Raw genomic sequence first — 22,220 nt, 5'->3', positions numbered from 1 at the left:
ATCTGTAGGAGCGGGCCCTGCCCGCGATTTCGCGCGCAGGGCGCGCTCCTACAGGGGAATGGCGCAGGCAAAAAAAAGCCCCCGGCCGCCACAACGGCCGGGGGCGCAAGGGACTTCAAAGGGTCAGTGCGCGCCCTTCACCAGGTCGCTTTCGTTCCACTGGCTGTAGACGCAGGCGTCGGCCGCGGCCCAGCGCACGCGCACCGGGATGCCCGGGTGCAGCGACTGGCCGCCGGAGAGGGCCTTGAGGGTCAGCTGGGTGCCGCCCACGGTGGTCACGCTGCAGGTCTGGCTCTCGCCGAGGAACACCACTTCCTGCACGGTGGCGCCGAGTTCGTTCCAGCCGGCTTGCAGGGGCTGCGCGGCGGCCTGTTCGGCGCTCAGGGCCAGGGCCTTTTCCGGGCGGATCATCAGCACCAGGTCCTGCCCTTCGCGCAGGCCGCTGGTGGGGCGGATGGCCAGGCTGGCGCTCTCGAAGCGCGCCGCGGCGTTGCCCTGGGCCTGCACGCGGAGGAAGTTGGAGTTGCCAAGGAAGGAGGCGACGAAGGTGTTCGGCGGGTTCTGGTAGAGGTCGTAGCCGCTGCCCAGGCCGACGATCTTGCCATGGCTGAAGATGGCGATGCGCTGGGACAGGCGCATGGCCTCTTCCTGATCGTGGGTGACGTAGACGATGGTGATGCCGAGGCGGCGGTGCAGGTGGCGCAGTTCGTCCTGCAGGTCTTCGCGCAGCTTCTTGTCCAGCGCGCCCAGGGGTTCGTCCATCAGCAGGATGCGCGGCTCGTAGACCAGCGCGCGGGCGATGGCCACGCGCTGCTGCTGGCCGCCGGAGAGCTGCGCCGGGCGGCGCTGGGCGAACTTCTCCAGCTGCACCAGCTTGAGCATGGCGTCGACGCGGCGCTCGCGGGCATCGCCCTTCTGCTTGCGGATGTCCAGCGGGAAGCCGATGTTGTCGCGCACCGACAGGTGCGGGAACAGCGAGTAGCGCTGGAACACCATGCCGATGTCGCGCTTGTGCGGCGGCACGTTCACTAGCGACTGGCCTTCCACCAGGATCTCGCCGCTGCTGGGCGTCTCGAAGCCGGCCAGCATCGACAGCGTGGTGCTCTTGCCCGAGCCGCTGGAGCCGAGGAAGGTGAGGAATTCCCCGTCGCGGATGTCGAGGTTGATGTTGTCCACGGCGGTGAAGTCGCCGTAGTGCTTGTTCAGGTTGCGCAGGCTGACCAGGGTCCCGCCCTGCGCGGTTTCTTGGATGACGGCACTCATTGTCTGACTCCTCGCGCTCAGGCGCTGACTTCATTGCGCCGGCGCAGCAGCGCGGCGGCGAGCATCACCAGGACCGACAGGCCGATCAGCAGCGTCGAGGCGACGGCGATCACCGGGGTCAGGTCCTGGCGCAGGGTGGTCCACATCTTCACCGGCAGGGTCTGCAGGGTCGGGCTGGCCATCATCACGCTGAGCACCACCTCGTCCCAGGACACCAGGAAGGCGAACAGGCCGCCGGCGACCATGCCCGGGCGGATGGCCGGGAAGGTCACCTTGAACACCGCCTGCAGGCGCGAGGCGCCGCAGATCACCGCGGCGTCCTCGGTGGACTGGTCGAACAGCTTCAGCGAGTTGATGATCGAGATGATGGTGAAGGGCAGGGCGACTATCACGTGGCTGACCACGAAGGCGAACAGCGTGCCGGTGTAGCCCAGCTTGAGGAACAGCGCGTACACCGCCACAGCGATGATCACCAGCGGCACTATCATCGGCAGGGTGAACAGCCCGTAGAGCAGCTCGCGGCCGGGGAACCTGCCGCGCACCAGGGCGAAGGCGGTGGGCAGGCCCAGGGCTACCGCGCAGATGGTGGTCAGCACCGCGACCTTGAGGCTGGCCAGGGCCGCGTCCATCCACTCGGGGTTGGCGAAGAACTGCGCGTACCACTTCAGCGTCCAGCCCGGCGGCGGGAACACCAGCCACTGCGAGGAGCCGAACGACAGCAGCACGATGAACACGATCGGCAGCAGCAGGAAGGCGGCGATCAGGCCGGTGGTGAGGTACAGCCCGCCGCGCAGGCGCGGGCCCATGGCGTTGGGGGAGAGCAGCATGGCGGCTTACCTCGCGTTACTGGCGCCGACCGGGGATTCCGGCTGCACTTTCAGGTAGACGTAGAACAGCACCAGGGTGATCAGGATCAGCAACGCCGCGGCGGCGCTGGCCAGGCCCCAGTTGAGGAAGGACTGCACCTGCTGGACGATGAATTCCGGCAGCATCATGTTCTGCGCGCCGCCCAGCAGCGCCGGGGTGACGTAGTAGCCCAGGGACATGACGAACACCATCAGCCCGCCGGAGAACAGCCCCGGCCGGCACAGCGGCAGGAACACCTTGAAGAAGTTGCTCCAGGGGCTGGCGCCGCAGATCGAGCCGGCCTGCAGCACCATGGGGTCGATGGCCGCCATGGTCGCCTGCAGCGGCAGGACGATGAACGGGATCATGATGTAGCTCATGCCGATCACCACGCCGGTGAGGTTGTGCACCAGCTCCAGCGGCTGGTCGATGATGCCCAGGGCCATCAGCACCTTGTTGATCACCCCCGAGGCCTGCAGCAGCACCAGCCAGGAGTAGGTGCGGGCGAGCAGGCTGGTCCACATCGACAGCAGCACGATGTTCAGCAGCCAGCGGCCCCAGCCGCGCGGCACCAGGGTGATCGCCCAGGCCAGGGGGAAACCCAGCAGCAGGCTGATCAGGGTGACCAGCGCGCCGACCGCGAAGGTGTTGAACAGCACCCGGGTGTAGGCCGAGTTGGCGAACAGCTGGGCGTAGTTGTCCAGGCCCGGGGTGGGTTCGAGCACGCCGCGCAGCAGCAGCCCTACCAGCGGGGCGAGGAAGAACAGGCCGAGGAACAGCAGGGCCGGCAGCAGCTTGGCCGAACCGCGCCAGGGCGACACGCCTTGCGGCTTCATCGGCGACCTCGTTTGCACCGCGTCGGCGGCGCGCGCGGCGCCGTCGACGGGCGTGGAGCGGCCGTGGGGAACGGCCGTCATTTTCACTTGACCAGCCATTCGTTCCACCGTGCCGCGATGGCCGGGCCGTTCTTGGCCCAGTACGCGTAGTCGAGGGTGATCTGATCCTTAGCGTAGGCGGTCGGCAGGTTGGGGGCGAGGTCGCCCTTGAGCTGGCCGACGCTGTCGAGGTTCACCGGGGCGTAGGCGGTTAGGTTGGCGAAGTCGGCCTGGCCCTTGGCGCTGGAGGCCTCGGCGAGGAACTTCATGGCCGCGTCCTTGTTCTTCGAGCCCTTGGGCACCACGAGGAAGTCGGCCATGACCAGGTTCTGCTTCCAGCTCACGCCCACCGGCGCGCCGTCCTGCTGCAGGGCGTAGATGCGGCCGTTCCAGAACTGCCCCATGGTCGCCTCGCCGGAGGCCAGCAGTTGCTGGGACTGGGCGCCGCCGCCCCACCAGACGATGTCCTTCTTGATGCTGTCGAGCTTCTTGAAGGCGCGGTCCAGGTCCAGCGGGTAGAGCTTGTCGGCGGGCACGCCGTCGGCCAGCAGGGCCAGTTCCAGCACGCCGGGGCTCGGCCACTTGTACAGCGCGCGCTTGCCCGGGTAGGTCTTGGTGTCGAACAGCGCGCTCCAGTCCTGCGGGGCGTTGCCGCCGACCTTGCCCTGGTTGTAGCCGAGCACGAAGGAGAAGTAGAAGGAGCCGACGCCGTGGTCGGAGACGAAGCGCGGATCGATACGGTCGCGCTTGACCACGTTGAAGTCCAGCGGCTCCAGCAGGCCTTCGGCGGCGGCGCGCAGGGCGAAGTCCGCCTCCACGTCCACCACGTCCCACTGCACGTTGCCGCTTTCGACCATGGCCTTGAGCTTGCCGTAGTCGGTGGGGCCGTCCTGCACCACGCGGATGCCGCTGGCCTGGCTGAAGGGCTCGGCCCAGGCCTGCTTCTGGGCGTCCTGGGTGGTGCCGCCCCAGCTGACGAAGCTGATCGCGTCGGCGGCGCTGGCGGCGGTGCCGGCCAGGCCCAGGATGGCGGCGAGAGTCGCCGCGACTGCACGTTTCTTGAACACCATGTACATGCCCTCGTTGTTGTGTTTGTGCGCGGGCAGGCGGTCTGTGCCTGCCCATCAGGAGCAGTGGCCATCTGGGCCTGTCAGGGTCGGCCTTGTCCGGAGCGTTGTTCAGGCTGCCCGTGTTCGGGGCGGCGGAACAATCGTCGGCCTACGGAATGTCATATTATGGTATTCCAAACTTTCTGCAAGTCTCCTCCCCGTTACAGCCCCCGTGGATTGCCGCTTGGCGCCGTCCCTGGCGGCTTTTCGGCTACCGCCTGGTGGCGGCAATCGACTGATTTTTCTAGCCTTTATCCACATGTCCGGGCGCCGGCGAGCTGGCCGGCGGCCAGTATCGACCGACCGGTGGTCAGGCCTCGGTTGCCGGCTTCCAGTCGTCGAAGGGCAGGCTTTCCACCACTTCCAGGCCATAGCCGGTGAGGCCGGCGTATTTCAGCGGCGGGCCGAGGTGGCGCAGCTTGCCCACGCCCAGGTCCTGGAGGATCTGCGCGCCGGTGCCGATCTCCGAATAGATGCGCGACTGCGAGCGGGTGAACGGCCGGCTCGGCTGGGTGAGCTGCGGCACGCGCTCCAGCAGCGCCTGGGACGACTCGTGGTTGGCCAGCACCACCACCACGCCGCGGCCTTCCTCGGCCACCCGTTGCAGGGCTGCCCACAGCGTCCAGTTGGGCGGCCCGGCGTACTCGGCGCCGACCAGGTCGCGCAGCGGGTCGATGACATGCACGCGCACCAGGGTCGGCTCGGCGGGGTCGACCTCGCCCATCACCATGGCCATGTGCACGCCGCCCTCGATGCGGTCCTCGAAGGTCACCAGGCGGAAGTTGCCGTGCACCGTGGGCAGCTCGCGCTCGCCGATGCGCCGCACGGTGTGCTCGGTGCTCAGGCGGTAGTGGATGAGGTCGGCGATGGTGCCGATCTTTATCCCGTGCTGCGCGGCGAAGGCTTCCAGCTCGGGGCGGCGGGCCATGCTGCCGTCGTCGTTCATCACTTCGACTATCACCGCCGCCGGCGTCAGCCCGGCCAGGCGCGCCAGGTCGCAGCCGGCCTCGGTGTGCCCGGCGCGGGTGAGCACGCCGCCCTCGCGGGCGCGCAGCGGGAAGATGTGCCCGGGCTGGACGATGTCCTCGGCGCTGGCGCCCGGCGCCACGGCGGCCTGCACGGTGCGCGCGCGGTCGGCGGCGGAGATGCCGGTGGTCACCCCGGTGGCCGCCTCGATGGAGACGGTGAAGGCGGTGGAGTAGGGGCTGCCGTTGTTCGGCACCATCTGTTCGAGGCCCAGGCGCTGGCAGTGTTCCTCGGTGAGGGTCAGGCAGATCAGCCCGCGCGCCTCGCGGGCCATGAAGTTGATGGCCTCGGGCGAGCAGAACTCGGCGGCCAGCAGCAGGTCGCCCTCGTTCTCGCGGTCCTCGTCGTCCACCAGCAGCACCATGCGGCCCTGGCGGAAGTCCTCGATGATTTCTTCGGTGGTATTGAACGGCATGACCGGCTCCGGGGTGTGGCAGTCAGAAAATTCTGGTATACCATCATACACAAAATATCCATCGCCAAGAGGTTGCCATGAAGGCCTACTGGATCGCCCACGTGGACGTCACAGACCCCGAGCAGTACAGCCAATACACCCGCCGCGCGCCAGCGGCCTTCGCCCTGTACGGCGGCCGCACCCTCGCCCGCGGCGGCCGCTCCGAAGCCCTGGAAGGCCGCCCGACGCCGCAGCGCAGCGTGGTGATCGAGTTCGATTCCTATGAGCAGGCGATGGCCTGCTATCGGTCGAAGGAGTACCAGGAGGCCTGGGCGCAGCGGCAGGGGGCGGCGAGGGCGGAGGTGATCATTGTCGAGGGCGTCGAGCCCTGAGGGTGGGGGTTTTCGTAGGAGCGAGGGGGACGTCTAGTTCTTGCTCGCGAACCGGCATTCCCCGGCAGCACTGGTGTTTGAGGTGAACCTCGTCCCCTCTCCCCAACCCTCTCCCTGAAGGGAGAGGGGGCTTGTCCGTGCCGAGAGGAGGAGTGGTTTCAGTCGGTAGTCTCTGTGCTAGCCGGCTAACGCCGAAACACCCGAGCACTCTGAACGGTCCCCTCTCCCTTCAGGGAGAGGGTTAGGGAGAGGGAGCGGAGTCAACCAAAAACACCGTAGTCACCGGGTGGCACCGTTCGCGAGCAAGCTCGCTCCTACAAAAGAGGAAGCGACGTAGGAAGCTCAGCGAATAAAATGAATCTTCCCGCTATCGTCATTCCCCATGTAGATCCCATACACCCCCGCCTGCCGCTCCTCGATGTAGCGCTCGAGAATCTGCCGGATCGCCGGGTAGTAGATCTGCTCCCAGGGAATGTCCTCGGGCGCGAAGAAGCGCCGGTCGAGGGTCTCCGGCCCGTAGGCGTCGGCGATCTCCAGGGCCTGGGCGCGGAAGATGATGTAGACCTCGCTGATCTTCGGCACGCTGAAGATGGAGTAGGGCGAGAGGATTTCGGCGCGCACGCCGCTCTCTTCCCAGACCTCGCGCAGGGCCGCCTGCTCGGTGGTCTCGCCGCTTTCCATGAAGCCGGCCGGCAGCGTCCAGGTGCCGGGGCGCGGCGGGATGGCGCGTTGGCACAGTAGGTAGCAGCCGTCGCGCTCGATGATGCAGCCGGCGATGACCTTGGGGTTCTCGTAGTGGATGTAGCCGCAGGCGCCGCACAGCAGCCGTTCGTGGGTGTCCCCCGGCGGCTGGCGGCGTTGCATCCGGTCGCCGCCGCACTGCGGGCAGAAGCGCGGGGCGGGCATGGCGTCAGCGGCCTATGCGCGGCTCTTTGAGGACGATGGGGGTGGCGATCTCGCGGACCTTGCCACCCTCTTCCTGCTTGGACTTCAGGTAGTCCAGCGCCACCTTAGCCGCTGCGCGCACGTGGTCCACCGAGGCCTGGTGCGCGGCCGCCGGGTCGCCGCTCTTGATCGCCGCGACCATCTTCTCCATCTCCTGGTTGCTCGCCCCGCGGCGGTTGGCCTGGGACACCGAAGTGGCGCGCAGGTAGCTGATGCGCGCCTGCAACTGGCGCAGCTGGGTGGCGGCGATGCGGTTGCCCGAGCCTTCCAGCAGCACGTCGTAGAAGCCCTGCACCGAATCCAGCACCTGCTGCAGGTCGCCTTCCTCCAGGGCCTTGCGGTTCTCCTCGAGGGCGCGTTCCAGGGCGCGGATGTCCTTGGCCTTGGCGTTGAGGGTGAACAGCTGGACGATCATCCCTTCGAGCACGCAGCGCAGCTCATAGATGTCGCAGGCGTCTTCCAGGGTGATGATGGCCACCCGCGGGCCCTTGGCGTCGGCGAACTCCACCAGCCCCTCGGACTCCAGGTGGCGCAGGGCCTCGCGCACCGAGGTGCGGCTGACGCCCAGGCGGTCGCAGAGGTCGCGCTCGACCAGGCGGTCGCCGGGCAGCAGCTGGAAGTTGAGGATGGCGCCGCGCAGCTTGTCCAGCACAATCTCGCGCAGGGTCACGGGGTTGCGGTTGACCTTGAAGCTATCGTCGAGGGGCAAGCGTTTCATGTGGTCCGCTCTGGTAATGGCTGTCCGTAGGGTGAAGCGGCCTAGCCCTGGGTCTCGGCATCGGCCTCGGCGAAGGCCTCGCGGGCCAGGCGGAAGCTGTCGACCGCCGCCGGGATGCCGCAATAGATGCCGACCTGGAGCAGGATTTCGCGGATCTGCTCGCGGCTGAGCCCGTTGCGCAGGGCGCCGCGGATGTGCAGCTTCAGTTCGTGCGGCCGGTTGAGGGCCGAAATCATCGCCAAGTTTATCATGCTGCGTTCTTTCAGCGACAAACCCTCGCGGCCCCAGACGTGGCCCCAGCAGTACTCGGTGACCAGCTCCTGCAGCGGCTTGCCGAAGTCGTCGGCCGCGGCCAGCGACTTGTTCACGTAGGCCTCGCCCAGCACCTGGGTGCGGATCGCCAGGCCCTTTTCGTACTTCTCGTTGCTCATCGCATGCTCCTGCTTTCATGTAGGAGCAACTGTCTGCCGGCTGCTCCGAGGGGCTTCTCGCAGGATGGGGCGAGCTTGCGAAACCCATGCGGCCGTGGTGATGGGTATCGCTTCGCTCAACGCCATCCTGCGTCAGTGTTTCTCCGCTACCTGTAGGAGCGAGCAGGCTCGCTCCCACGAGGACGGGACGATCAGGCCAGCTGCGGCAGGGCGCCGAGCTTGCCGCGGTGGTAGACCATGGGCGTCACCGCCTGCTCGGGCAGGATCAGGTTCTTCACCGCGCCGACGATGATGGCGTGGTCGCCGCCGTCGTATTCGCGCCACAGCTCGCACTCGATGATCGCCGTGGCCTTGGCCAGCAGCGGGTTGCCCAGCTCGCTCAGGTGCCAGTCGATGCCCTTGGCCTTGTCCTTGCCCTTACCGGCGAAGGCGTAGGCCTCGGCCTGCTGGTCGGCGCACAGCAGGTGGATGGCGAACTGCTTGCTGTCGCGCAGGATCGGGTAGGTGTCCGAGGCGTAGTTGGGGCAGAACAGCACCAGCGCCGGCTCGATGGACAGTGCGCTGAAGGCGCTGGCGGTGATGCCGACGATGCCGCCCTCGGCGTCCAGGGTGGTGACCACGGTCACCCCCGAGGGGAAGGAGCCCATGACTTCCTTGTAGATTCCGGGTTCGATCATGGTCTGTTCCTCAACGCATCACGAAGGGGTCGGGCATGGGCGCCTGCGAGAGGTTGATCCACACCGTCTTCAGTTCGGTGTAGGCCAGCACCGAGTCGATGCCGCTCTCGCGGCCGTAGCCGCTCTGGTGGAAGCCGCCGATCGGCGCCATGGCCGAGACCGCGCGGTAGGTGTTGACCCAGATGATCCCCGAGCGCACGTCGCGCGCCAGGCGGTGGGCGCGGCCCAGGTCGCGGGTCCAGATACCGGCGGCCAGGCCGTACTGCGAGTCGTTGGCCAGGGCCAGCGCCTCGGCTTCGTCGTCGAAGGGGATGACCGAGGCCACCGGGCCGAACACTTCCTCCTGCATGATGCGCATGGAGTGGCTGTCGCAGGCGAACAGCGTCGGCTCGTAGTACCAGCCTTCGCCCTGGCCCTCGGGGCGCTTGCCGCCCATCAGCAGGCGCGCGCCCTCGGCCTTGGCCGCGGCCACCAGGCCTTCGACCACCGCCAGTTGCTGCGCGGTGGCCATAGGGCCCATCTCGCTGGCGTCTTCCTGCGGGTTGCCGATGCGGATGCGCTGGGCGCGTGCGATCAGGCGGGCGACGAATTCGTCGTAGATCTCGCGCTGCACCAGCAGGCGCGAGCCGGCCACGCAGCTCTGCCCGGTGGCGGCGTAGATGCCGGCCACCACGCCGTTGATGGCGCTGTCCAGGTCGGTGTCGGCGAAGATGATGTTCGGCGACTTGCCGCCCAGCTCCAGGGACAGCTTGGCGAAGTTCTCCGCGCTGCTGCGCACCACGTGGCGGGCGGTGGCGGCGCCGCCGGTGAAGGCGATCTTGCGCACCAGCGGGTGGCGCGTCAGGGCCGCGCCGGTGCTCGGGCCGAAGCCGGTGACCACGTTGACCACGCCGGCCGGGAAGCCGGCTTCCAGGGCCAGGCGGGCCAGTTCGAGGATGGTCGCCGAGGCGTGTTCCGAGGGCTTGAGCACGATGGTGTTGCCGGCGGCCAGGGCCGGGGCCAGCTTGATCGCGGTGAGGTACAGCGGGCTGTTCCAGGGGATGATCCCGGCCACCACGCCCAGCGGCTCGTGCACGGTGTAGGCGAACATGTCCGGCTTGTCGATCGGCAGGGTGCCGCCTTCGAGCTTGTCGGCCAGGCCCGCGGTGTAGTGGAAGAACTCCGGCAGGTAGCCGACCTGGCCGCGGGTCTCGCGGATCAGCTTGCCGTTGTCGCGGCTCTCCAGCTGGGCCAGGTGCTCCCTGTTCTCGGCGATCAGGTCGCCCAGGCGGCGCAGCAGCTTGCCGCGGGCGGTGGCGCTGAGCTTGCGCCAGGCCGGGTCGTCGAAGGCCTTCTGCGCGGCCTGCACGGCGCGCTCGACGTCTTCCTCGGCGGCGTCGGGCAGCAGCGCCCAGGGCTGCGCGCTGGACGGGTCGAGGCTTTCGAAGGTCTTGCCGGAGAGCGCATCGAGCCATTGGCCGTCGATGCACATCTGGAAGCGGGTGAGTGTCATGCGACTATCCCCTTGGTCTGGTTCGGCAGGCTCAGGGCCTGGTGCAGGAAGTCCAGCAGCACCTGGTTGACCAGGCGCGGCGACTCCACCGGCATCATGTGGCGCTGTTCATCGAGTATGGCCACCTGCGCGCCGGGAATGCGCGCGGCCAGCTGCCGGGCCATCTCCGGGGTAGAGCCGGGGTCCAGCTCGCCGGTGGCGACCAGGGTCGGCGCCTGGATGCTGCCCAGGTCGTCGGCGCGGTACATGTCCTGGGTGGCGAACAACTCGTAGGTGGTCAGGTAGCCCTGCGGGTCGTTGCTCGCCAGGGTCTGGCGGATGGCCGCGATCTGCGCCGGGTTGGCGGCCTGGTACTCGCGGCTGAACCAGCGCGACAGGGCCGCCTCGGCGTTGGCGTCGGGGCCGTGTTCGGCGGCCTGGCGGGTGCGCTCGATGACGCCGGCGCGCTGTTCGGCGCTGCGGTTGAACACACTGTTGAGGATCACCAGCCCCTGCAGCCGCTGCGGATGGTGCAGGGCGAAGGCGCGCGCCACCAGGCCGCCCATGGAGAAGCCGATGACCGTGGCCTGCGGGATCTGCAGGTGGTCGAGCAACTCGCGCAGCTGCGCGGCGTAGCCGACCAGCCCGGTGCCCGCTTCGGGGCGCGGGCTGGCGCCGTGGCCGAGCATATCGTAGGCGATGACCCGGTAGTGCGGGGCCAGGCCGACGATCTGCCCGCCCCACATTTCCTTGTTCAGGCCCACGCCGTGGATCAGTACCACGGGCTGGCCCTGGCCGGTCGCCAGGTAACTGGTGCCGGCCGGTGTGTGTTCAGCGGTGAGCCGAATCATGGAACGCTCCTGCACTGGCCGCGGGATCACTGGGCCTGCTCGGCGGCCAGCTCTTCCAGGTCGATGTAGCGGTTGCCGATGCGCGGGTGCAGGCGGCCGCCGTCGGCGGCGCCCAGGACCACGATGATCTCGTCGGCGCGCGGCGCGTCCTCGATCTGCATCTCCAGGGTGATGTAGTGCGAACGCAGGCCCTCGTCGTCCTTGTGCATCATCGGGACCTGGATCGAGGTGCCCGGGCCGCCGCGCTTGTTGGTGAAGCTCAGGTAGCTCTTGGCGTCCACCGCCTTGCGGTAGTGGTTGCCGAAGCGCAGGGTGTGGATCACCGCCGAGGCGTGCTCGATCTCGCCATCGGCACCGACCACGGCGGCCTTGCCATAGGCCTCGATCCTGTCGGCGCCGCCGATCAGCGCGGTCAGGCGCTCGACCATCAGCGCGCCCAGCTCGGAGCAGTTGGCCTTGATCTCCGGCTTGAGGTCCTCGACGAAGCCGCGGCCCGCCCAGGGGTTCTTGATCACCACGGCCAGCCCGGCCATGGACACCGGTTTCTCGGCAGCCTTGCCGCCCTCGATGAAGGTTTCCTCGACGTAGCTGACGATCTTGCGGATTTCGAAGCTCATGGGCACTCCTTGGGTGTCTCTGTGCGATTTGGTCTGATGGTATACCATAATATTGGAAGTGCAAGAGGCAGGGTGGCAAAGGCGGTGGGGTCTGGCGACGGATGGTTGAGGAGGGGCTTGTCGGAAGGCTCGGGGACTCGGCGGGAATGGGCTTTGGCTGGTTGGTGAGGAAGGGGGAGCCTGTCGCCAGCTTTGAAAGTTGGCTGGCTCGATCAATTGGGAGGTTGGGGCATACCGCCGGCGGATGACGTGGCTTCTTCTTTGGTGGCAAAATGCCTCCAAACTGACAAGGAGGTCGCCATGCGCATCAAGCTACTCGCTGCAATCCTATCCGCCCCTCTGCTGCTCTCCGGCTGCGCCAGCATATTCACCGAGCAGGTCTACCCGGTCCAGGTAACCAGCTCGCCAAGCGGTGCCAATGTGGAGATCAAGGACGAAGACGGAAACATCGTCTACAACGGCATCACTCCTGCTACGGTGAAGCTCGAGGCAAGCGCCGGTTACTTCGATGGCCAGACCTACACGGTCAGGTTCCGCAAAGATGGCTATGCCGACGAGACAACCGTAATCGACTCCGGCGTGGAGGGTTGGTACTGGGGCAACCTGCTTCTCGGTGGTGTGCTGGGGATGCTGATCATCGACCCCTCAACCGGGGCGATGTTCGACTTGCCGAGCAAGGCATCCACCACCATGAAGGAAGCCGCGGCTCCGCAAGAAGCCGTCGCCTCGGCTGCCACCTATTCGACTTCGGCGCCTGGTCTCTCCAGGGACCAGTGGCAGCAGCAACAACTGCAGCAGCTCCAGGCTCAACCGATGTCCTACGAGGAATACCAACGCCGCTATCAGCAGATCATGGCGCGGTAGCCTTTTATCTACCTAGAGCCGTCAGGCGTGTGCTCAGGTTTTCTGCTTCTCGAATTCAGCGTTGCCTGGCGAGGGTAACGGACGGGGAGATTTACAAAGTGAATACCATCCATCGTGCAATCAGCGAACCTCTACGTTCAGGCCTGGATTGGTACGAGACCTGGAAGGGAGCCGACCGGGGGTTTATCCAATGCTGGGAGGTTGGCCGGAGACGTGCTGCGGCCGAGCCGCAGTTGGCCGAGGCCTGCCTGGCAGGGCAGTTGCCGCCCTTGGGGTGGAAAGGCGGCGTCGTGAAACGCCTCAAGAAACCTGAGAAGTTCGGATCCTTTCGGTACCTGGCCGAATGGCAGGGCCTGCGTGGTGAGGATCTGCACATCGACCTCGCCAAGGAGCTCTCCCTGGTTTGCTCGGCAACGGGCATGACGGTGGCGTTCACCTCCGACCTGGCGAAGCTGGCCGGCCCTGGAGGCAGCGATGAAGTAGAGGATGCCAATGGTTGATCTGCATCGGGAATTCGAAGACAGCCGCTTTTTCCATGAGGCGCGTATCGATCGGCGCTCTGCGGACGCTCTGGTGGGCCTGGCCGCCGGTATTACTGCAGACGGGCATATCAACCAGCAGGAGGCCGAGTTTCTGGAGAATTGGATCTCGGCCAACCTCGTGCACCTCGAGGATCCGGTGATCAACCTGTTGTATCGCCGGCTATCGGACATGCTCTCCGATGGAGTGCTGGATGCCGACGAGTCCGCGGAGCTGCTGGAAATTCTCCGCAGCTTCGCAGGCTTGAGCGCAGCCAAACCCAAGGCGAGCGACAACGCTTTCGTTCCTTCGAATGCACTGCCTCTCGATCGCCCCGTCCCTGAGCTCGTATGGAATGGGCGGTTGTTTCTGTTCACGGGCGTCATGGCCTACGGCCCGCGCAAGGACTGCGAGGCATTGGTTATCGAGCGCGGAGGCCAGATCGCACCCGGTGTGAGCAAGAAGATCCACTATCTGGTCGTTGGCGAAATAGGGAACGAGCAATGGCTCCACAGTACCTATGGCACCAAGATCAAGAAGGCGATGGAGCTGCGGGAGAATGGCTGTTCATTGGCCATCGTCAGTGAGAAGCACTGGCAGGCGGCGCTGTTCGGTTAAGTAGGCTAGGACTGGTTTAGTCCTTTCGTTGCTCGATCTGTCGGGTGACAGGCCTGATCGCCGCCGGACGCTGGATCGGGAAGACCTTCAGCTTCAGTGTCTCGACCAGAAAGGCATAGCCGATGAATTGGCTTTCCATTCGGTGCTCCTGGCTAGAGATTTTTGAATTGGACCAACATTATTTGAAATAGCGGCGTCTGAATAGACAAAATTTTACAGGCGCTGGGAAGAGTAGTTTCAGGTGGGTTTGGCTATCTGCCTGCAGCAGGAAAGAAGAGGGTAGCCTTGCCAATGTCGGTTCCGGTACCCGCGATGGCATGAAGCCCGCATAGCACTGAACCCCATTGGACTCGGGGCCGTTCTGATCGCATGGGCGGCGGCGGGAAACGAAAAAGGCCCAGGTTTTCACCTGGGCCTTTTATATGGATGGCGCATCCGGCGGGATTCGAACCCACGACCCCTGCCTTCGGAGGGCAGTACTCTATCCAGCTGAGCTACGGATGCGCATGGCCGCGGCTGGCGCGGCAGGCGGCAATCATACGCATCTGATCGGCTTGCGTCCATCGTTCGGGCGTGGCCCGGGTTAATTCGAAATCGGTCTGCCGCCCGTCGGCCGGGGCTGGCCTGGAGGCGCCGGGTGGCATGTACTTTCGTTGGTTTTTTCGAACGACCCCTTGCCCTTTGGGGGATGGGGCCCTAGGATGCGTTTGACATTTCAAACGCCCACCACAACAACAGGAGACAGGGGAATTGGCGTCACAGTACCCGGCCTCGTGCCAGTGGGATGACCGACTTCCGTACTGCCTGGCGAATGCGCGCGATGCCGTGCAGCAGCCGATTCCTGCAGTGGTGGCGTTTCCGCAGCGTATCCCGTCCATGGACCTCCCGGTTGACCTGACCGGCTACGGCTACCGCCGTGGTCCGTTTGCGCGCGCCCGTGCGCGACGATCGGCGACCCTGCGCTAGCGCCGGTGCCGTCCCCTGGCGGGCGGCGCGGCGGGACGATGGAACGGGTGGGGCGAGCGCCCCTCCAATGCTTCCCGGACAACAAGAGCAGGCGGGGTAGTCGAGGTAGACCCGCTGCTTATGGCTTTCCTCGAAGGAGACTGGTCATGCAACTCAATGATGCCAAGCTGTTCCGCCAACAGGCCTACATCGACGGTTCCTGGGTGGACGCCGACAGCGGTCAGACCATCAAGGTCAACAACCCGGCCACCAACGAGATCATCGGCAGCGTGCCGAAGATGGGCGCCGCCGAAACCCGCCGCGCCATCGAGGCCGCCGACAAGGCCCTGCCGGCCTGGCGCGCGCTGACCGCCAAGGAGCGCGCCAACAAGCTGCGCCGCTGGTTCGAGCTGATGATCGAGAACCAGGACGACCTGGCCCGCCTGATGACCATCGAGCAGGGCAAGCCGCTGGCCGAAGCCAAGGGCGAGATCGCCTATGCCGCCTCCTTCCTCGAGTGGTTCGGCGAAGAAGCCAAGCGCATCTATGGCGACACCATCCCCGGCCACCAGCCGGACAAGCGCATCATCGTCATCAAGCAGCCGATCGGCGTCACCGCGGCCATCACTCCGTGGAACTTCCCCTCGGCGATGATCACCCGTAAAGCCGGCCCGGCCCTGGCCGCCGGCTGCACCATGGTGCTCAAGCCCGCTTCGCAGACTCCGTATTCCGCCCTGGCCCTGGCCGAACTGGCCGAGCGCGCCGGCATTCCGAAAGGCGTGTTCAGCGTCGTAACCGGCAGCGCCGGCGAAGTCGGCGGCGAGCTGACCAGCAACCCGATCGTGCGCAAGCTGACCTTCACCGGTTCGACCGAGATCGGTCGCCAGCTGATGGCCGAATGCGCCAAGGACATCAAGAAGGTGTCCCTGGAGCTGGGCGGCAACGCGCCCTTCATCGTCTTCGACGACGCCGACCTGGATGCCGCCGTCGAAGGCGCGCTGATCTCCAAATACCGCAACAACGGCCAGACCTGCGTCTGCGCCAACCGCCTGTACGTGCAGGACGGCGTGTACGACGCCTTCGTCGAGAAGCTGAAGGCCGCCGTGGCCAAGCTGAACATCGGCAACGGCCTGGAAAGCGGCGTGACCACCGGCCCGCTGATCGATTCCAAGGCCGTGGCCAAGGTCGAAGAGCACATCGCCGACGCCGTGGGCAAGGGCGCCAAGGTCGTTGCCGGCGGCAAGCCGCACGCCCTGGGTGGCACCTTCTTCGAGCCGACCATCCTGGTCGACGTGCCGAAGAACGCGCTCGTTTCCAAGGACGAGACCTTCGGCCCGCTGGCCCCGGTGTTCCGCTTCAAGGACGAGGCCGACGTGATTGCCATGTCCAACGACACCGAGTTCGGCCTGGCCTCCTACTTCTACGCTCGCGACCTGGGCCGCGTGTTCCGCGTGGCCGAGGCCCTGGAGTACGGTATGGTGGGCATCAACACCGGCCTGATCTCCAACGAGGTCGCGCCGTTCGGCGGCATCAAGGCCTCCGGCCTGGGCCGCGAAGGTTCGAAGTACGGCATCGAGGACTACCTCGAGGTCAAGTACCTCTGCCTGGGCGGCATCTGATTTCCCGTGGGCGCGGGGGTGGCAGGCAAGAGCCGGCAGCCACCCCCGCGCCGGCGTTTTCCGGTGGTGGCACCGGACAACCCACCCGGCGGGCCGCAAGTGCCGCGACAGTCGATCATCGTATGCTGTCGCGAGTGGCTTCTCCCCGTCTTCATCCTTTGACCCGGCCGACCGATGAGCGGCCACTGAGGAAGCTATGAGCAAAACCAACGAATCCCTGCTGCAACGCCGCCAGGCCGCCGTTCCGCGCGGCGTGGGCCAGATCCACCCGGTCGTCGCCGAGCGCGCCGAGAACGCCACCGTGTGGGACGTCGAAGGCCGCGAGTACATCGACTTCGCCGGCGGCATTGCCGTTCTGAACACCGGCCACCTGCACCCGAAAGTGGTCGCCGCCGTTCAGGAGCAACTGACCAAGCTGTCCCACACCTGCTTCCAGGTGCTGGCCTACGAGCCCTACATCGAGCTGGCCGAAGAGATCGCCAAGCGCGTGCCGGGCAACTTCCCGAAGAAGACCCTGCTGGTCACCTCCGGCTCCGAAGCGGTCGAGAACGCCGTGAAGATCGCCCGTGCCGCCACCGGCCGCGCCGGCGTGATCGCCTTCACCGGCGCCTACCACGGCCGCACCATGATGACCCTGGGCCTGACCGGCAAGGTGGTTCCGTACTCCGCCGGCATGGGCCTGATGCCGGGTGGCATCTTCCGCGCCCTGGCTCCGTGCGAGCTGCACGGCATCAGCGAAGACGAGTCGATCGCCAGCATCGAGCGCATCTTCAAGAACGACGCCCAGCCGCGTGACATCGCCGCCATCATCATCGAGCCGGTACAGGGCGAGGGTGGCTTCTACGTCAACTCCAAGCCGTTCATGCAGCGCCTGCGCGCCCTGTGCGACGAGCACGGCATCCTGCTGATCGCCGACGAAGTGCAGACCGGCGCTGGCCGTACCGGCACCTTCTTCGCCACCGAGCAACTGGGCATCGTCCCGGACCTGACCACCTTCGCCAAGTCCGTCGGCGGCGGCTTCCCGATCTCCGGCGTCGTCGGCAAGGCCGAGATCATGGACGCCATCGCCCCCGGTGGCCTGGGCGGCACCTACGCCGGCAGCCCGATCGCCTGCGCCGCGGCCCTGGCCGTGCTGAAGGTGTTCGACGAAGAGAAACTGCTGGAGCGTTCGCAAGCCGTTGGCGAAACCCTGAAGGCCGGCCTGCGCGAGATCCAGGCCAAGCACAAGGTGATCGGCGACGTCCGTGGCCTGGGTTCGATGGTCGCCATCGAGCTGTTCGAAGGCGGCGACGTGAACAAGCCGGCGGCCGAGCTGGTCAGCAAGATCGTCGTGCGTGCTCGCGAGAAGGGCCTGATCCTGCTCTCCTGTGGCACCTACTACAACGTGATCCGTTTCCTGATGCCGGTAACCATCCCGGACGCCCAGCTGAAGCAAGGCCTGGCCATCCTGGCCGAGTGCTTCGACGAACTGGCCTGATCGGCTCGTTCGGCAGTACCGGAAGAGGCCCGCGCAAGCGGGCCTTTTCTTTTTCCGGGGTTCCGCTCCGGCTGCGGCGCCGTGATGCATCTACCCCCTTGGTCGTATCGGAGAGCGGCGCCGCATCAGCTATCCTGTCCTGCGCGCGATGTCGTCCGGGCTGCCCTCTGGCAGGCGCCTTGCGACTCGGTTAAGGTGCGCGCGCATCTGCGAGAGGATCTCCATGACAGCACTCAGCGCCGCGCCGACCGTTCTGGTCGCCGCCGCCGACCCCTGGAACCGCGAACTGCTTGGGCAACTGGTGCTGAGCGTGCGTTGCGACGCGGCCATCGAATACTGCGAGGACGGCGACCAGGCCATCGATGCCTGCCGCTTGCGCGCCTTCGCCCTGGTGCTGGCCGAGCAGGAACTGGCCGGCACCGACGGCATCGACCTGCTCCGCCACCTGCGCCGCAGCCGCCGCGGGGCGAGCGCGCCGGACTTCATCCTGATCAGCGCCAAGGCCGATGGGGCCAGCGTGCGCGCGGTGCTGCCGCTGGCGCCCAGCGCCTACCTGGTCAAGCCGTTCAATGCCGAGGACCTGCGCCAGCGCCTGCGCAGCCTGCTGCTGGAGCCGGGGCAGGAAGTCAGCTGCGCCGTGCCCCGGGAGCCCACCGGCAGCCTGGCCGACTTTCTCGCCGAGGCCCGCGACGCCGCCGAGGGCGCGCCCCTGCTGGCGGAGGTCGGCGAGTCGGCGAGCCGTTGCCTGAACACCGAGGGCGTCAGCCTGGAGCAGTTGGAGGAAGAATTCGGTCGCGACCCGCAGATCACCGCCTGCCTGATCGCCGCGGCCAACAGCGCCGCGCGGCACGTCGGCATGCCCTGCCTGACCCTCGCCCAGGCGCTGGCCCGCCTCGGCCTGGCCCAGGCCTGCAACCTGGTCCTGGGGCTCAGCCTGGAGCGCGCCGCGCAGCTTGTGGAGCCACGCCTGAAGGAGCGCGCCGCGGCGTTCTGGGCGCTTTCCCAGCGCACCGCGGATGCCGCCGAGGCCCTGGCCGAGAGCCTCGACGTCGACGCGCCACGCTGCTACACCGCGGGCTTGCTGCATTGCCTGGGCGACCTCGCGGTGCTGCGTACCCTGGAAGAGTGGTGCCGGCGTGGCGGGGCGCTGGAAGACCAGGAGATCGACGACAGCCTCAAGACCTTCGGCGCCAGTTTCGGCTCCACGCTGCGCGCGCGCTGGCGCCTGCCGCTGGAGCTGCGCGGGTTGGTCGCCGCGTGCTACGGCATGGGCAGCGGGGTGTTCTCGCGCAAGGCGCTGATCCTCAACCTGGCGGCCAGGGCGGCGCGCTTGCCGGCGTCCCAGGCTGGGCAGTTGAAGGAAGAGAAGGCGCTGCGGATGCTTGGGCTGGGGCCGGTGGAGTTGCAGTTGCTGCAGAAGTTCTGTGACGCCGAGGAGCCAAGCGCCTCATAGGATCAACCGTTTTCCGGCTGCACGAGAAGCCGCGCCCGCCGGTTGTGGTGGGAGCGGCTGTCTTGCCGGCTGCGCCGAAGCGCTTTTCGTAGGATGGGTTGAGCTTGCGAAACCCATGCTGCCGTGGTGATGGGTATCGCTTCGCTCAACACCATCCTACGAAAAGCCGTGCTTCCTGGAACGTAGGAACTTTTCCGCGATAGCCGGACGTTCCGGCGCGTTTCGCGGTCCTACGCCGCTCCACCTGCGCCATTCCCCTGTAGGAGCGCGCCCTGCGCGCGAAATCGCGGGCAGGGCCCGCTCCTACCGTTCACAGCAGGGCATGGACCGCACGCAGACAATAAAAAACGCCGCTTCCCCTCACGGGAAGCGGCGTTCCTTTATGGCTGACTATGGCTGACGCGCCAACGCCTCAACGCTTGGCCAGCAGCTCCCGGCCGCGCGCCACGGCGGCGCGGACCTGGGCGGGGGCGGTGCCGCCGATGTGGTCGCGGGCGTTCACCGAGCCTTCCAGGGTCAGCACGGCGAAGACGTCGTCGTCGATCTGGTCGCTGAACTTGCGCAGCTCTTCCAGGCTCATCTCGGCCAGGTCCTTGCCGCTGTCCACACCGTATTTCACTGCGTGGCCGACGATCTCGTGGCAGTCGCGGAAGGGCAGGCCCTTGCGCACCAGGTAGTCGGCCAGGTCCGTGGCGGTGGAGAAGCCGCGGCGAGCCGCCTCGCGCATGATTTCGCGCTTGGGCTTGATCGCCGGGACCATGTCGGCGAAGGCGCGCAGGCTGTCGCGCAGGGTGTCGGCGGCGTCGAACAGCGGTTCCTTGTCTTCCTGGTTGTCCTTGTTGTACGCCAGCGGCTGGCCCTTCATCAGCGTCAGCAGGCCGGTGAGGTGGCCGAACACGCGGCCGGACTTGCCGCGCACCAGTTCCGGCACATCGGGGTTCTTCTTCTGCGGCATGATCGAGGAGCCGGTGCAGAAGCGGTCGGGCAGGTCGATGAACTGGAACTGCGCGCTGGTCCACAGCACCAGCTCTTCGGAGAAGCGCGACAGGTGCATCATCGCCAGGGAGGCGGCGGCGCAGAATTCGATGGCGAAGTCACGGTCGGACACGCCGTCCAGCGAGTTGCCGGAGATCGCTTCGAATCCCAGCAGTTCGCAGGTGATTTCCCGCTGGATCGGGTAGGTGGTGCCGGCCAGCGCGGCGCTGCCCAGGGGCATGCGGTTGACGCGCTTGCGGCAGTCCACCAGGCGCTCGTAGTCGCGGCTGAGCATTTCGAACCAGGCCAGCAGGTGGTGGCCGAAGGTCACCGGCTGCGCGGTCTGCAGGTGGGTGAAGCCGGGCATGATGGTGTCGGCTTCCGCCTCGGCCAGGCCCAGCAGGCCCTGCTGCAGGCGGGTGATCTCGGCCAGGATCAGGTCGATCTCGTCGCGCAGCCACAGGCGGATGTCGGTGGCCACCTGGTCGTTGCGGCTGCGGCCGGTGTGCAGCTTCTTGCCGGTGACGCCGATGCGGTCGGTCAGGCGCGCCTCGATGTTCATGTGCACGTCTTCCAGGTCGACGCGCCAGTCGAAGCTGCCGGCCTCGATCTCGGCCTGGATCTGCTTCAGGCCGTCGATGATGGCGTCGCGCTCGGCGTCGGTCAGCACGCCGGCCTTGGCCAGCATGGTGGCGTGGGCGATGGAACCCATGATGTCGTGGCGGTAGAGGCGTTTGTCGAAGTCGACGGAGGCGGTGAAGCGGGCGACGAAGGCGTCGACGGGCTCGCTGAAGCGGCCGCCCCAGGACTGGTTGGTCTTCTCTACGCTCATGGATCTCTCTCGCGGAAACGGGCAGGCGCGTTCGCCGCCTGCAGGAAGGGCAAAGTCCGACGATAATAGCAGGCTGAAGGTCAAAAACGGCGTGCGCCGCGACGGGTGTGGCGGGGGGAAGGACAAGGGCGCCCCGCCCGGGCGCGGCGCAGTCGACATTTCGGTGCTCGAATTCGCCCGGCAGGCTACGAGCCGCTTGCCGAGGCGTGGAGGCTTGCGGAAACTTCGTCGATGCCAAACCAAGCCAAGACCGGCGACCAGCCGGCAACCCAAGACGATTTCTTCATTCCCGAACTGTGCCAGAGCGAAGCGCTGTTCAGCCTGGTCCTGCTGGCCGAGCTGCTGGTGCTGGTACTGGTGCTGGCCGAGCCGATGACGCCCAGTTTCAACTGGGTGCGCCTGGCCCTGGCCTCGCTGTTCGTGCAGTGGATAGTGCTGCTCTCGGCCGGCCTGCTGTGCCGCCTGCGGCCGCTGCTGGCGCGCTGGCCGGCGTGGGGCGCGGGGCTGGCCAGCTGCCTGCTGGTGGTGCTGCTGACCCTCGGCTGCACCGCGGTGGCCGACTACTACGCCCTGGGCGGGCCGCTGTCGATCAAGGGCGAGGTCAACCTGTACCTGCGCCATGCGTTGATCGCCCTCATCATGTCGGCCTTGTTGCTACGCTACTTTTATCTGCAGAGCCAATGGCGCAGGCAGGAACAGGCCGAGCTGCGCGCGCGCATCGAGTCGTTGCAGGCGCGCATCCGTCCGCACTTCCTGTTCAACAGCCTGAACAGCATCGCCAGCCTGATCGAGCTGGACCCGGGCAAGGCCGAACAGGCGGTGCTGAACCTGTCGGACCTGTTCCGCGCCAGCCTGGCCAAGCCGGGGACTTTAATTTCCTGGGGGGAGGAACTGGAGTTGGCCAGGCGCTATCTTTCCATAGAGCAGTATCGCCTGGGCGACCGGCTGCAACTGGATTGGCAGGTGAGCGGCGTGCCCGACGGCGTGCCCATCCCGCAGCTGACCCTGCAGCCACTGTTGGAGAATTCATTGATCTACGGTATCCAGCCGCGCATCGAAGGCGGCCTGGTGAAGGTTGAGGCGGACTATCGTGACGGTGTGTTCCAGCTGTGCGTGAGCAACCCTTACGACGAGTCGACGCAGACGCTGCCCACGAAGGGGACCAAGCAGGCGCTGCAGAATATCGCAGCGCGAATTGCGGCACTTTTCGGGCCAAAAGCGAGTCTCAGCGTCGAACGCCGTGACGGACGGCACTACACCTGTCTACGCTATCCATGTGCGCGTCTCATGCAGGAAGCCTGAG

The 22,220-nt window shown here is 66.6% G+C and carries 22 protein-coding genes and 1 tRNA gene; 8 read left to right on the top strand and 15 right to left on the bottom strand.

The genetic code is table 11. The features are described 5' to 3' along the window. Positions 1-123: 123 nt before the first annotated feature. From FG99_RS11555 to ribBA, 5 genes are all read right to left on the bottom strand, one after another. The gene (locus tag FG99_RS11555; protein WP_043269694.1) at positions 124-1,263 is read right to left on the bottom strand and encodes an ABC transporter ATP-binding protein; all 1,140 of its coding nucleotides are present in this window, start codon (positions 1,261-1,263) and stop codon (positions 124-126) included. A gap of 17 nt (positions 1,264-1,280) precedes the next feature. Continuing rightward, the gene (locus FG99_RS11550; protein WP_009615023.1) at positions 1,281-2,090 is read right to left on the bottom strand and encodes an ABC transporter permease; all 810 of its coding nucleotides are present in this window, start codon (positions 2,088-2,090) and stop codon (positions 1,281-1,283) included. A 6-nt stretch (positions 2,091-2,096) separates the two neighbouring features. Next, on the bottom strand, positions 2,097-3,044 hold the full coding sequence (locus FG99_RS11545; protein WP_116424685.1) for an ABC transporter permease: 948 nt from the start codon (positions 3,042-3,044) through the stop codon (positions 2,097-2,099). After that, on the bottom strand, positions 3,029-4,054 hold the full coding sequence (locus tag FG99_RS11540) for an ABC transporter substrate-binding protein (RefSeq protein ID WP_043270318.1): 1,026 nt from the start codon (positions 4,052-4,054) through the stop codon (positions 3,029-3,031). The genes FG99_RS11545 and FG99_RS11540 overlap by 16 nt, the downstream gene beginning before the upstream one ends. A gap of 349 nt (positions 4,055-4,403) precedes the next feature. Continuing rightward, positions 4,404-5,534, bottom strand: a complete 1,131-nt coding sequence (gene ribBA, locus FG99_RS11535; RefSeq protein ID WP_043269690.1) for a bifunctional 3,4-dihydroxy-2-butanone-4-phosphate synthase/GTP cyclohydrolase II — start codon at positions 5,532-5,534, stop codon at positions 4,404-4,406. A 77-nt stretch (positions 5,535-5,611) separates the two neighbouring features. On the opposite strand from ribBA, the gene FG99_RS11530 reads away from it, so the two are divergent. Continuing rightward, positions 5,612-5,905 (top strand): DUF1330 domain-containing protein, encoded by a 294-nt coding sequence (locus FG99_RS11530; protein ID WP_043269688.1) that lies wholly within the window; start codon positions 5,612-5,614, stop codon positions 5,903-5,905. Between the two features lie 342 nt (positions 5,906-6,247). Here the strand turns inward: FG99_RS11530 and FG99_RS11525 are convergent, their stop codons facing one another. The 7 genes from FG99_RS11525 to FG99_RS11495 form a co-directional block, all read right to left on the bottom strand. Continuing rightward, positions 6,248-6,811: an NUDIX hydrolase gene (locus tag FG99_RS11525; RefSeq protein ID WP_043269686.1), complete on the bottom strand. Its 564-nt coding sequence runs from the start codon at positions 6,809-6,811 to the stop codon at positions 6,248-6,250. Between the two features lie 4 nt (positions 6,812-6,815). Continuing rightward, positions 6,816-7,568 (bottom strand): GntR family transcriptional regulator, encoded by a 753-nt coding sequence (locus tag FG99_RS11520; RefSeq protein ID WP_043269684.1) that lies wholly within the window; start codon positions 7,566-7,568, stop codon positions 6,816-6,818. Between the two features lie 41 nt (positions 7,569-7,609). Then, positions 7,610-7,999, bottom strand: a complete 390-nt coding sequence (locus tag FG99_RS11515; protein ID WP_043269682.1) for a carboxymuconolactone decarboxylase family protein — start codon at positions 7,997-7,999, stop codon at positions 7,610-7,612. Positions 8,000-8,190: 191 nt separating this feature from the next. Further along, entirely contained in the window at positions 8,191-8,676 is a 486-nt protein-coding gene (locus FG99_RS11510) for a flavin reductase family protein (RefSeq protein ID WP_009615031.1), read from the bottom strand. 10 nt (positions 8,677-8,686) lie between these two features. After that, entirely contained in the window at positions 8,687-10,168 is a 1,482-nt protein-coding gene (locus FG99_RS11505) for an aldehyde dehydrogenase (RefSeq protein ID WP_043269680.1), read from the bottom strand. Next, on the bottom strand, positions 10,165-10,998 hold the full coding sequence (locus tag FG99_RS11500) for an alpha/beta fold hydrolase (protein WP_009615033.1): 834 nt from the start codon (positions 10,996-10,998) through the stop codon (positions 10,165-10,167). Before FG99_RS11500 ends, FG99_RS11505 begins: the two co-directional genes overlap by 4 nt. A gap of 26 nt (positions 10,999-11,024) precedes the next feature. Beyond that, positions 11,025-11,615: an amino acid synthesis family protein gene (locus FG99_RS11495; protein WP_009615034.1), complete on the bottom strand. Its 591-nt coding sequence runs from the start codon at positions 11,613-11,615 to the stop codon at positions 11,025-11,027. A gap of 300 nt (positions 11,616-11,915) precedes the next feature. On the opposite strand from FG99_RS11495, the gene FG99_RS11490 reads away from it, so the two are divergent. The 3 genes from FG99_RS11490 (at position 11,916) to FG99_RS11480 (ending at position 13,616) form a co-directional block, all read left to right on the top strand. After that, entirely contained in the window at positions 11,916-12,479 is a 564-nt protein-coding gene (locus FG99_RS11490) for a peptidase associated/transthyretin-like domain-containing protein (protein ID WP_070065485.1), read from the top strand. A gap of 98 nt (positions 12,480-12,577) precedes the next feature. Beyond that, positions 12,578-12,979, top strand: a complete 402-nt coding sequence (locus FG99_RS11485) for a hypothetical protein (RefSeq protein WP_043269678.1) — start codon at positions 12,578-12,580, stop codon at positions 12,977-12,979. Continuing rightward, a complete protein-coding gene (locus FG99_RS11480) occupies positions 12,972-13,616 on the top strand; it encodes a BRCT domain-containing protein (RefSeq protein WP_043269676.1) in 645 nt (214 codons plus the stop codon). The genes FG99_RS11485 and FG99_RS11480 overlap by 8 nt, the downstream gene beginning before the upstream one ends. A 16-nt stretch (positions 13,617-13,632) precedes the next feature. Here the strand turns inward: FG99_RS11480 and FG99_RS32820 are convergent, their stop codons facing one another. Together FG99_RS32820 and FG99_RS11475 are read right to left on the bottom strand one after the other, a co-directional pair. Next, entirely contained in the window at positions 13,633-13,755 is a 123-nt protein-coding gene (locus FG99_RS32820) for a hypothetical protein (RefSeq protein ID WP_256204849.1), read from the bottom strand. 288 nt (positions 13,756-14,043) lie between these two features. Then, positions 14,044-14,120 (bottom strand) — tRNA-Arg (locus FG99_RS11475). Between the two features lie 608 nt (positions 14,121-14,728). Here FG99_RS11475 and gabD point away from each other — a divergent pair. From gabD to FG99_RS11460, 3 genes are all read left to right on the top strand, one after another. Continuing rightward, positions 14,729-16,180: an NADP-dependent succinate-semialdehyde dehydrogenase gene (gene gabD / locus FG99_RS11470; RefSeq protein WP_009615037.1), complete on the top strand. Its 1,452-nt coding sequence runs from the start codon at positions 14,729-14,731 to the stop codon at positions 16,178-16,180. Between the two features lie 196 nt (positions 16,181-16,376). Beyond that, positions 16,377-17,657, top strand: a complete 1,281-nt coding sequence (gene gabT, locus FG99_RS11465) for a 4-aminobutyrate--2-oxoglutarate transaminase (protein WP_009615038.1) — start codon at positions 16,377-16,379, stop codon at positions 17,655-17,657. A 223-nt stretch (positions 17,658-17,880) separates the two neighbouring features. Next, on the top strand, positions 17,881-19,110 hold the full coding sequence (locus tag FG99_RS11460; protein ID WP_043269674.1) for an HDOD domain-containing protein: 1,230 nt from the start codon (positions 17,881-17,883) through the stop codon (positions 19,108-19,110). A gap of 412 nt (positions 19,111-19,522) precedes the next feature. On the opposite strand, the gene argH is transcribed toward FG99_RS11460, so the two are convergent. Continuing rightward, positions 19,523-20,917: an argininosuccinate lyase gene (argH, locus tag FG99_RS11455; protein WP_043269672.1), complete on the bottom strand. Its 1,395-nt coding sequence runs from the start codon at positions 20,915-20,917 to the stop codon at positions 19,523-19,525. A 231-nt stretch (positions 20,918-21,148) separates the two neighbouring features. Here argH and FG99_RS11450 point away from each other — a divergent pair, with 231 nt between their 5' ends. Then, positions 21,149-22,219 (top strand): sensor histidine kinase, encoded by a 1,071-nt coding sequence (locus FG99_RS11450; protein ID WP_009615041.1) that lies wholly within the window; start codon positions 21,149-21,151, stop codon positions 22,217-22,219. Position 22,220 lies beyond the last annotated feature (1 nt).

The sequence above is a fragment of the Pseudomonas sp. AAC genome, from assembly GCF_000725445.1.
GTDB classification, from domain to species: domain Bacteria; phylum Pseudomonadota; class Gammaproteobacteria; order Pseudomonadales; family Pseudomonadaceae; genus Pseudomonas; species Pseudomonas citronellolis.
This window is presented reverse-complemented; position numbering and strand designations above follow the sequence as displayed.

What these genes read in the sequence shown, in the direction of transcription:
- FG99_RS11555 (WP_043269694.1), bottom strand. Translation starts at nt 1,263, where the DNA reads ATGAGTGCCGTCATCCAAGAAACCGCGCAGGGCGGGACCCTGGTCAGC.
- FG99_RS11550 (WP_009615023.1), bottom strand. Translation starts at nt 2,090, where the DNA reads ATGCTGCTCTCCCCCAACGCCATGGGCCCGCGCCTGCGCGGCGGGCTG.
- FG99_RS11545 (WP_116424685.1), bottom strand. Translation starts at nt 3,044, where the DNA reads ATGGCTGGTCAAGTGAAAATGACGGCCGTTCCCCACGGCCGCTCCACG.
- FG99_RS11540 (WP_043270318.1), bottom strand. Translation starts at nt 4,054, where the DNA reads ATGGTGTTCAAGAAACGTGCAGTCGCGGCGACTCTCGCCGCCATCCTG.
- ribBA (WP_043269690.1), bottom strand. Translation starts at nt 5,534, where the DNA reads ATGCCGTTCAATACCACCGAAGAAATCATCGAGGACTTCCGCCAGGGC.
- FG99_RS11530 (WP_043269688.1), top strand. Translation starts at nt 5,612, where the DNA reads ATGAAGGCCTACTGGATCGCCCACGTGGACGTCACAGACCCCGAGCAG.
- FG99_RS11525 (WP_043269686.1), bottom strand. Translation starts at nt 6,811, where the DNA reads ATGCCCGCCCCGCGCTTCTGCCCGCAGTGCGGCGGCGACCGGATGCAA.
- FG99_RS11520 (WP_043269684.1), bottom strand. Translation starts at nt 7,568, where the DNA reads ATGAAACGCTTGCCCCTCGACGATAGCTTCAAGGTCAACCGCAACCCC.
- FG99_RS11515 (WP_043269682.1), bottom strand. Translation starts at nt 7,999, where the DNA reads ATGAGCAACGAGAAGTACGAAAAGGGCCTGGCGATCCGCACCCAGGTG.
- FG99_RS11510 (WP_009615031.1), bottom strand. Translation starts at nt 8,676, where the DNA reads ATGATCGAACCCGGAATCTACAAGGAAGTCATGGGCTCCTTCCCCTCG.
- FG99_RS11505 (WP_043269680.1), bottom strand. Translation starts at nt 10,168, where the DNA reads ATGACACTCACCCGCTTCCAGATGTGCATCGACGGCCAATGGCTCGAT.
- FG99_RS11500 (WP_009615033.1), bottom strand. Translation starts at nt 10,998, where the DNA reads ATGATTCGGCTCACCGCTGAACACACACCGGCCGGCACCAGTTACCTG.
- FG99_RS11495 (WP_009615034.1), bottom strand. Translation starts at nt 11,615, where the DNA reads ATGAGCTTCGAAATCCGCAAGATCGTCAGCTACGTCGAGGAAACCTTC.
- FG99_RS11490 (WP_070065485.1), top strand. Translation starts at nt 11,916, where the DNA reads ATGCGCATCAAGCTACTCGCTGCAATCCTATCCGCCCCTCTGCTGCTC.
- FG99_RS11480 (WP_043269676.1), top strand. Translation starts at nt 12,972, where the DNA reads ATGGTTGATCTGCATCGGGAATTCGAAGACAGCCGCTTTTTCCATGAG.
- FG99_RS32820 (WP_256204849.1), bottom strand. Translation starts at nt 13,755, where the DNA reads ATGGAAAGCCAATTCATCGGCTATGCCTTTCTGGTCGAGACACTGAAG.
- gabD (WP_009615037.1), top strand. Translation starts at nt 14,729, where the DNA reads ATGCAACTCAATGATGCCAAGCTGTTCCGCCAACAGGCCTACATCGAC.
- gabT (WP_009615038.1), top strand. Translation starts at nt 16,377, where the DNA reads ATGAGCAAAACCAACGAATCCCTGCTGCAACGCCGCCAGGCCGCCGTT.
- FG99_RS11460 (WP_043269674.1), top strand. Translation starts at nt 17,881, where the DNA reads ATGACAGCACTCAGCGCCGCGCCGACCGTTCTGGTCGCCGCCGCCGAC.
- argH (WP_043269672.1), bottom strand. Translation starts at nt 20,917, where the DNA reads ATGAGCGTAGAGAAGACCAACCAGTCCTGGGGCGGCCGCTTCAGCGAG.
- FG99_RS11450 (WP_009615041.1), top strand. Translation starts at nt 21,149, where the DNA reads ATGCCAAACCAAGCCAAGACCGGCGACCAGCCGGCAACCCAAGACGAT.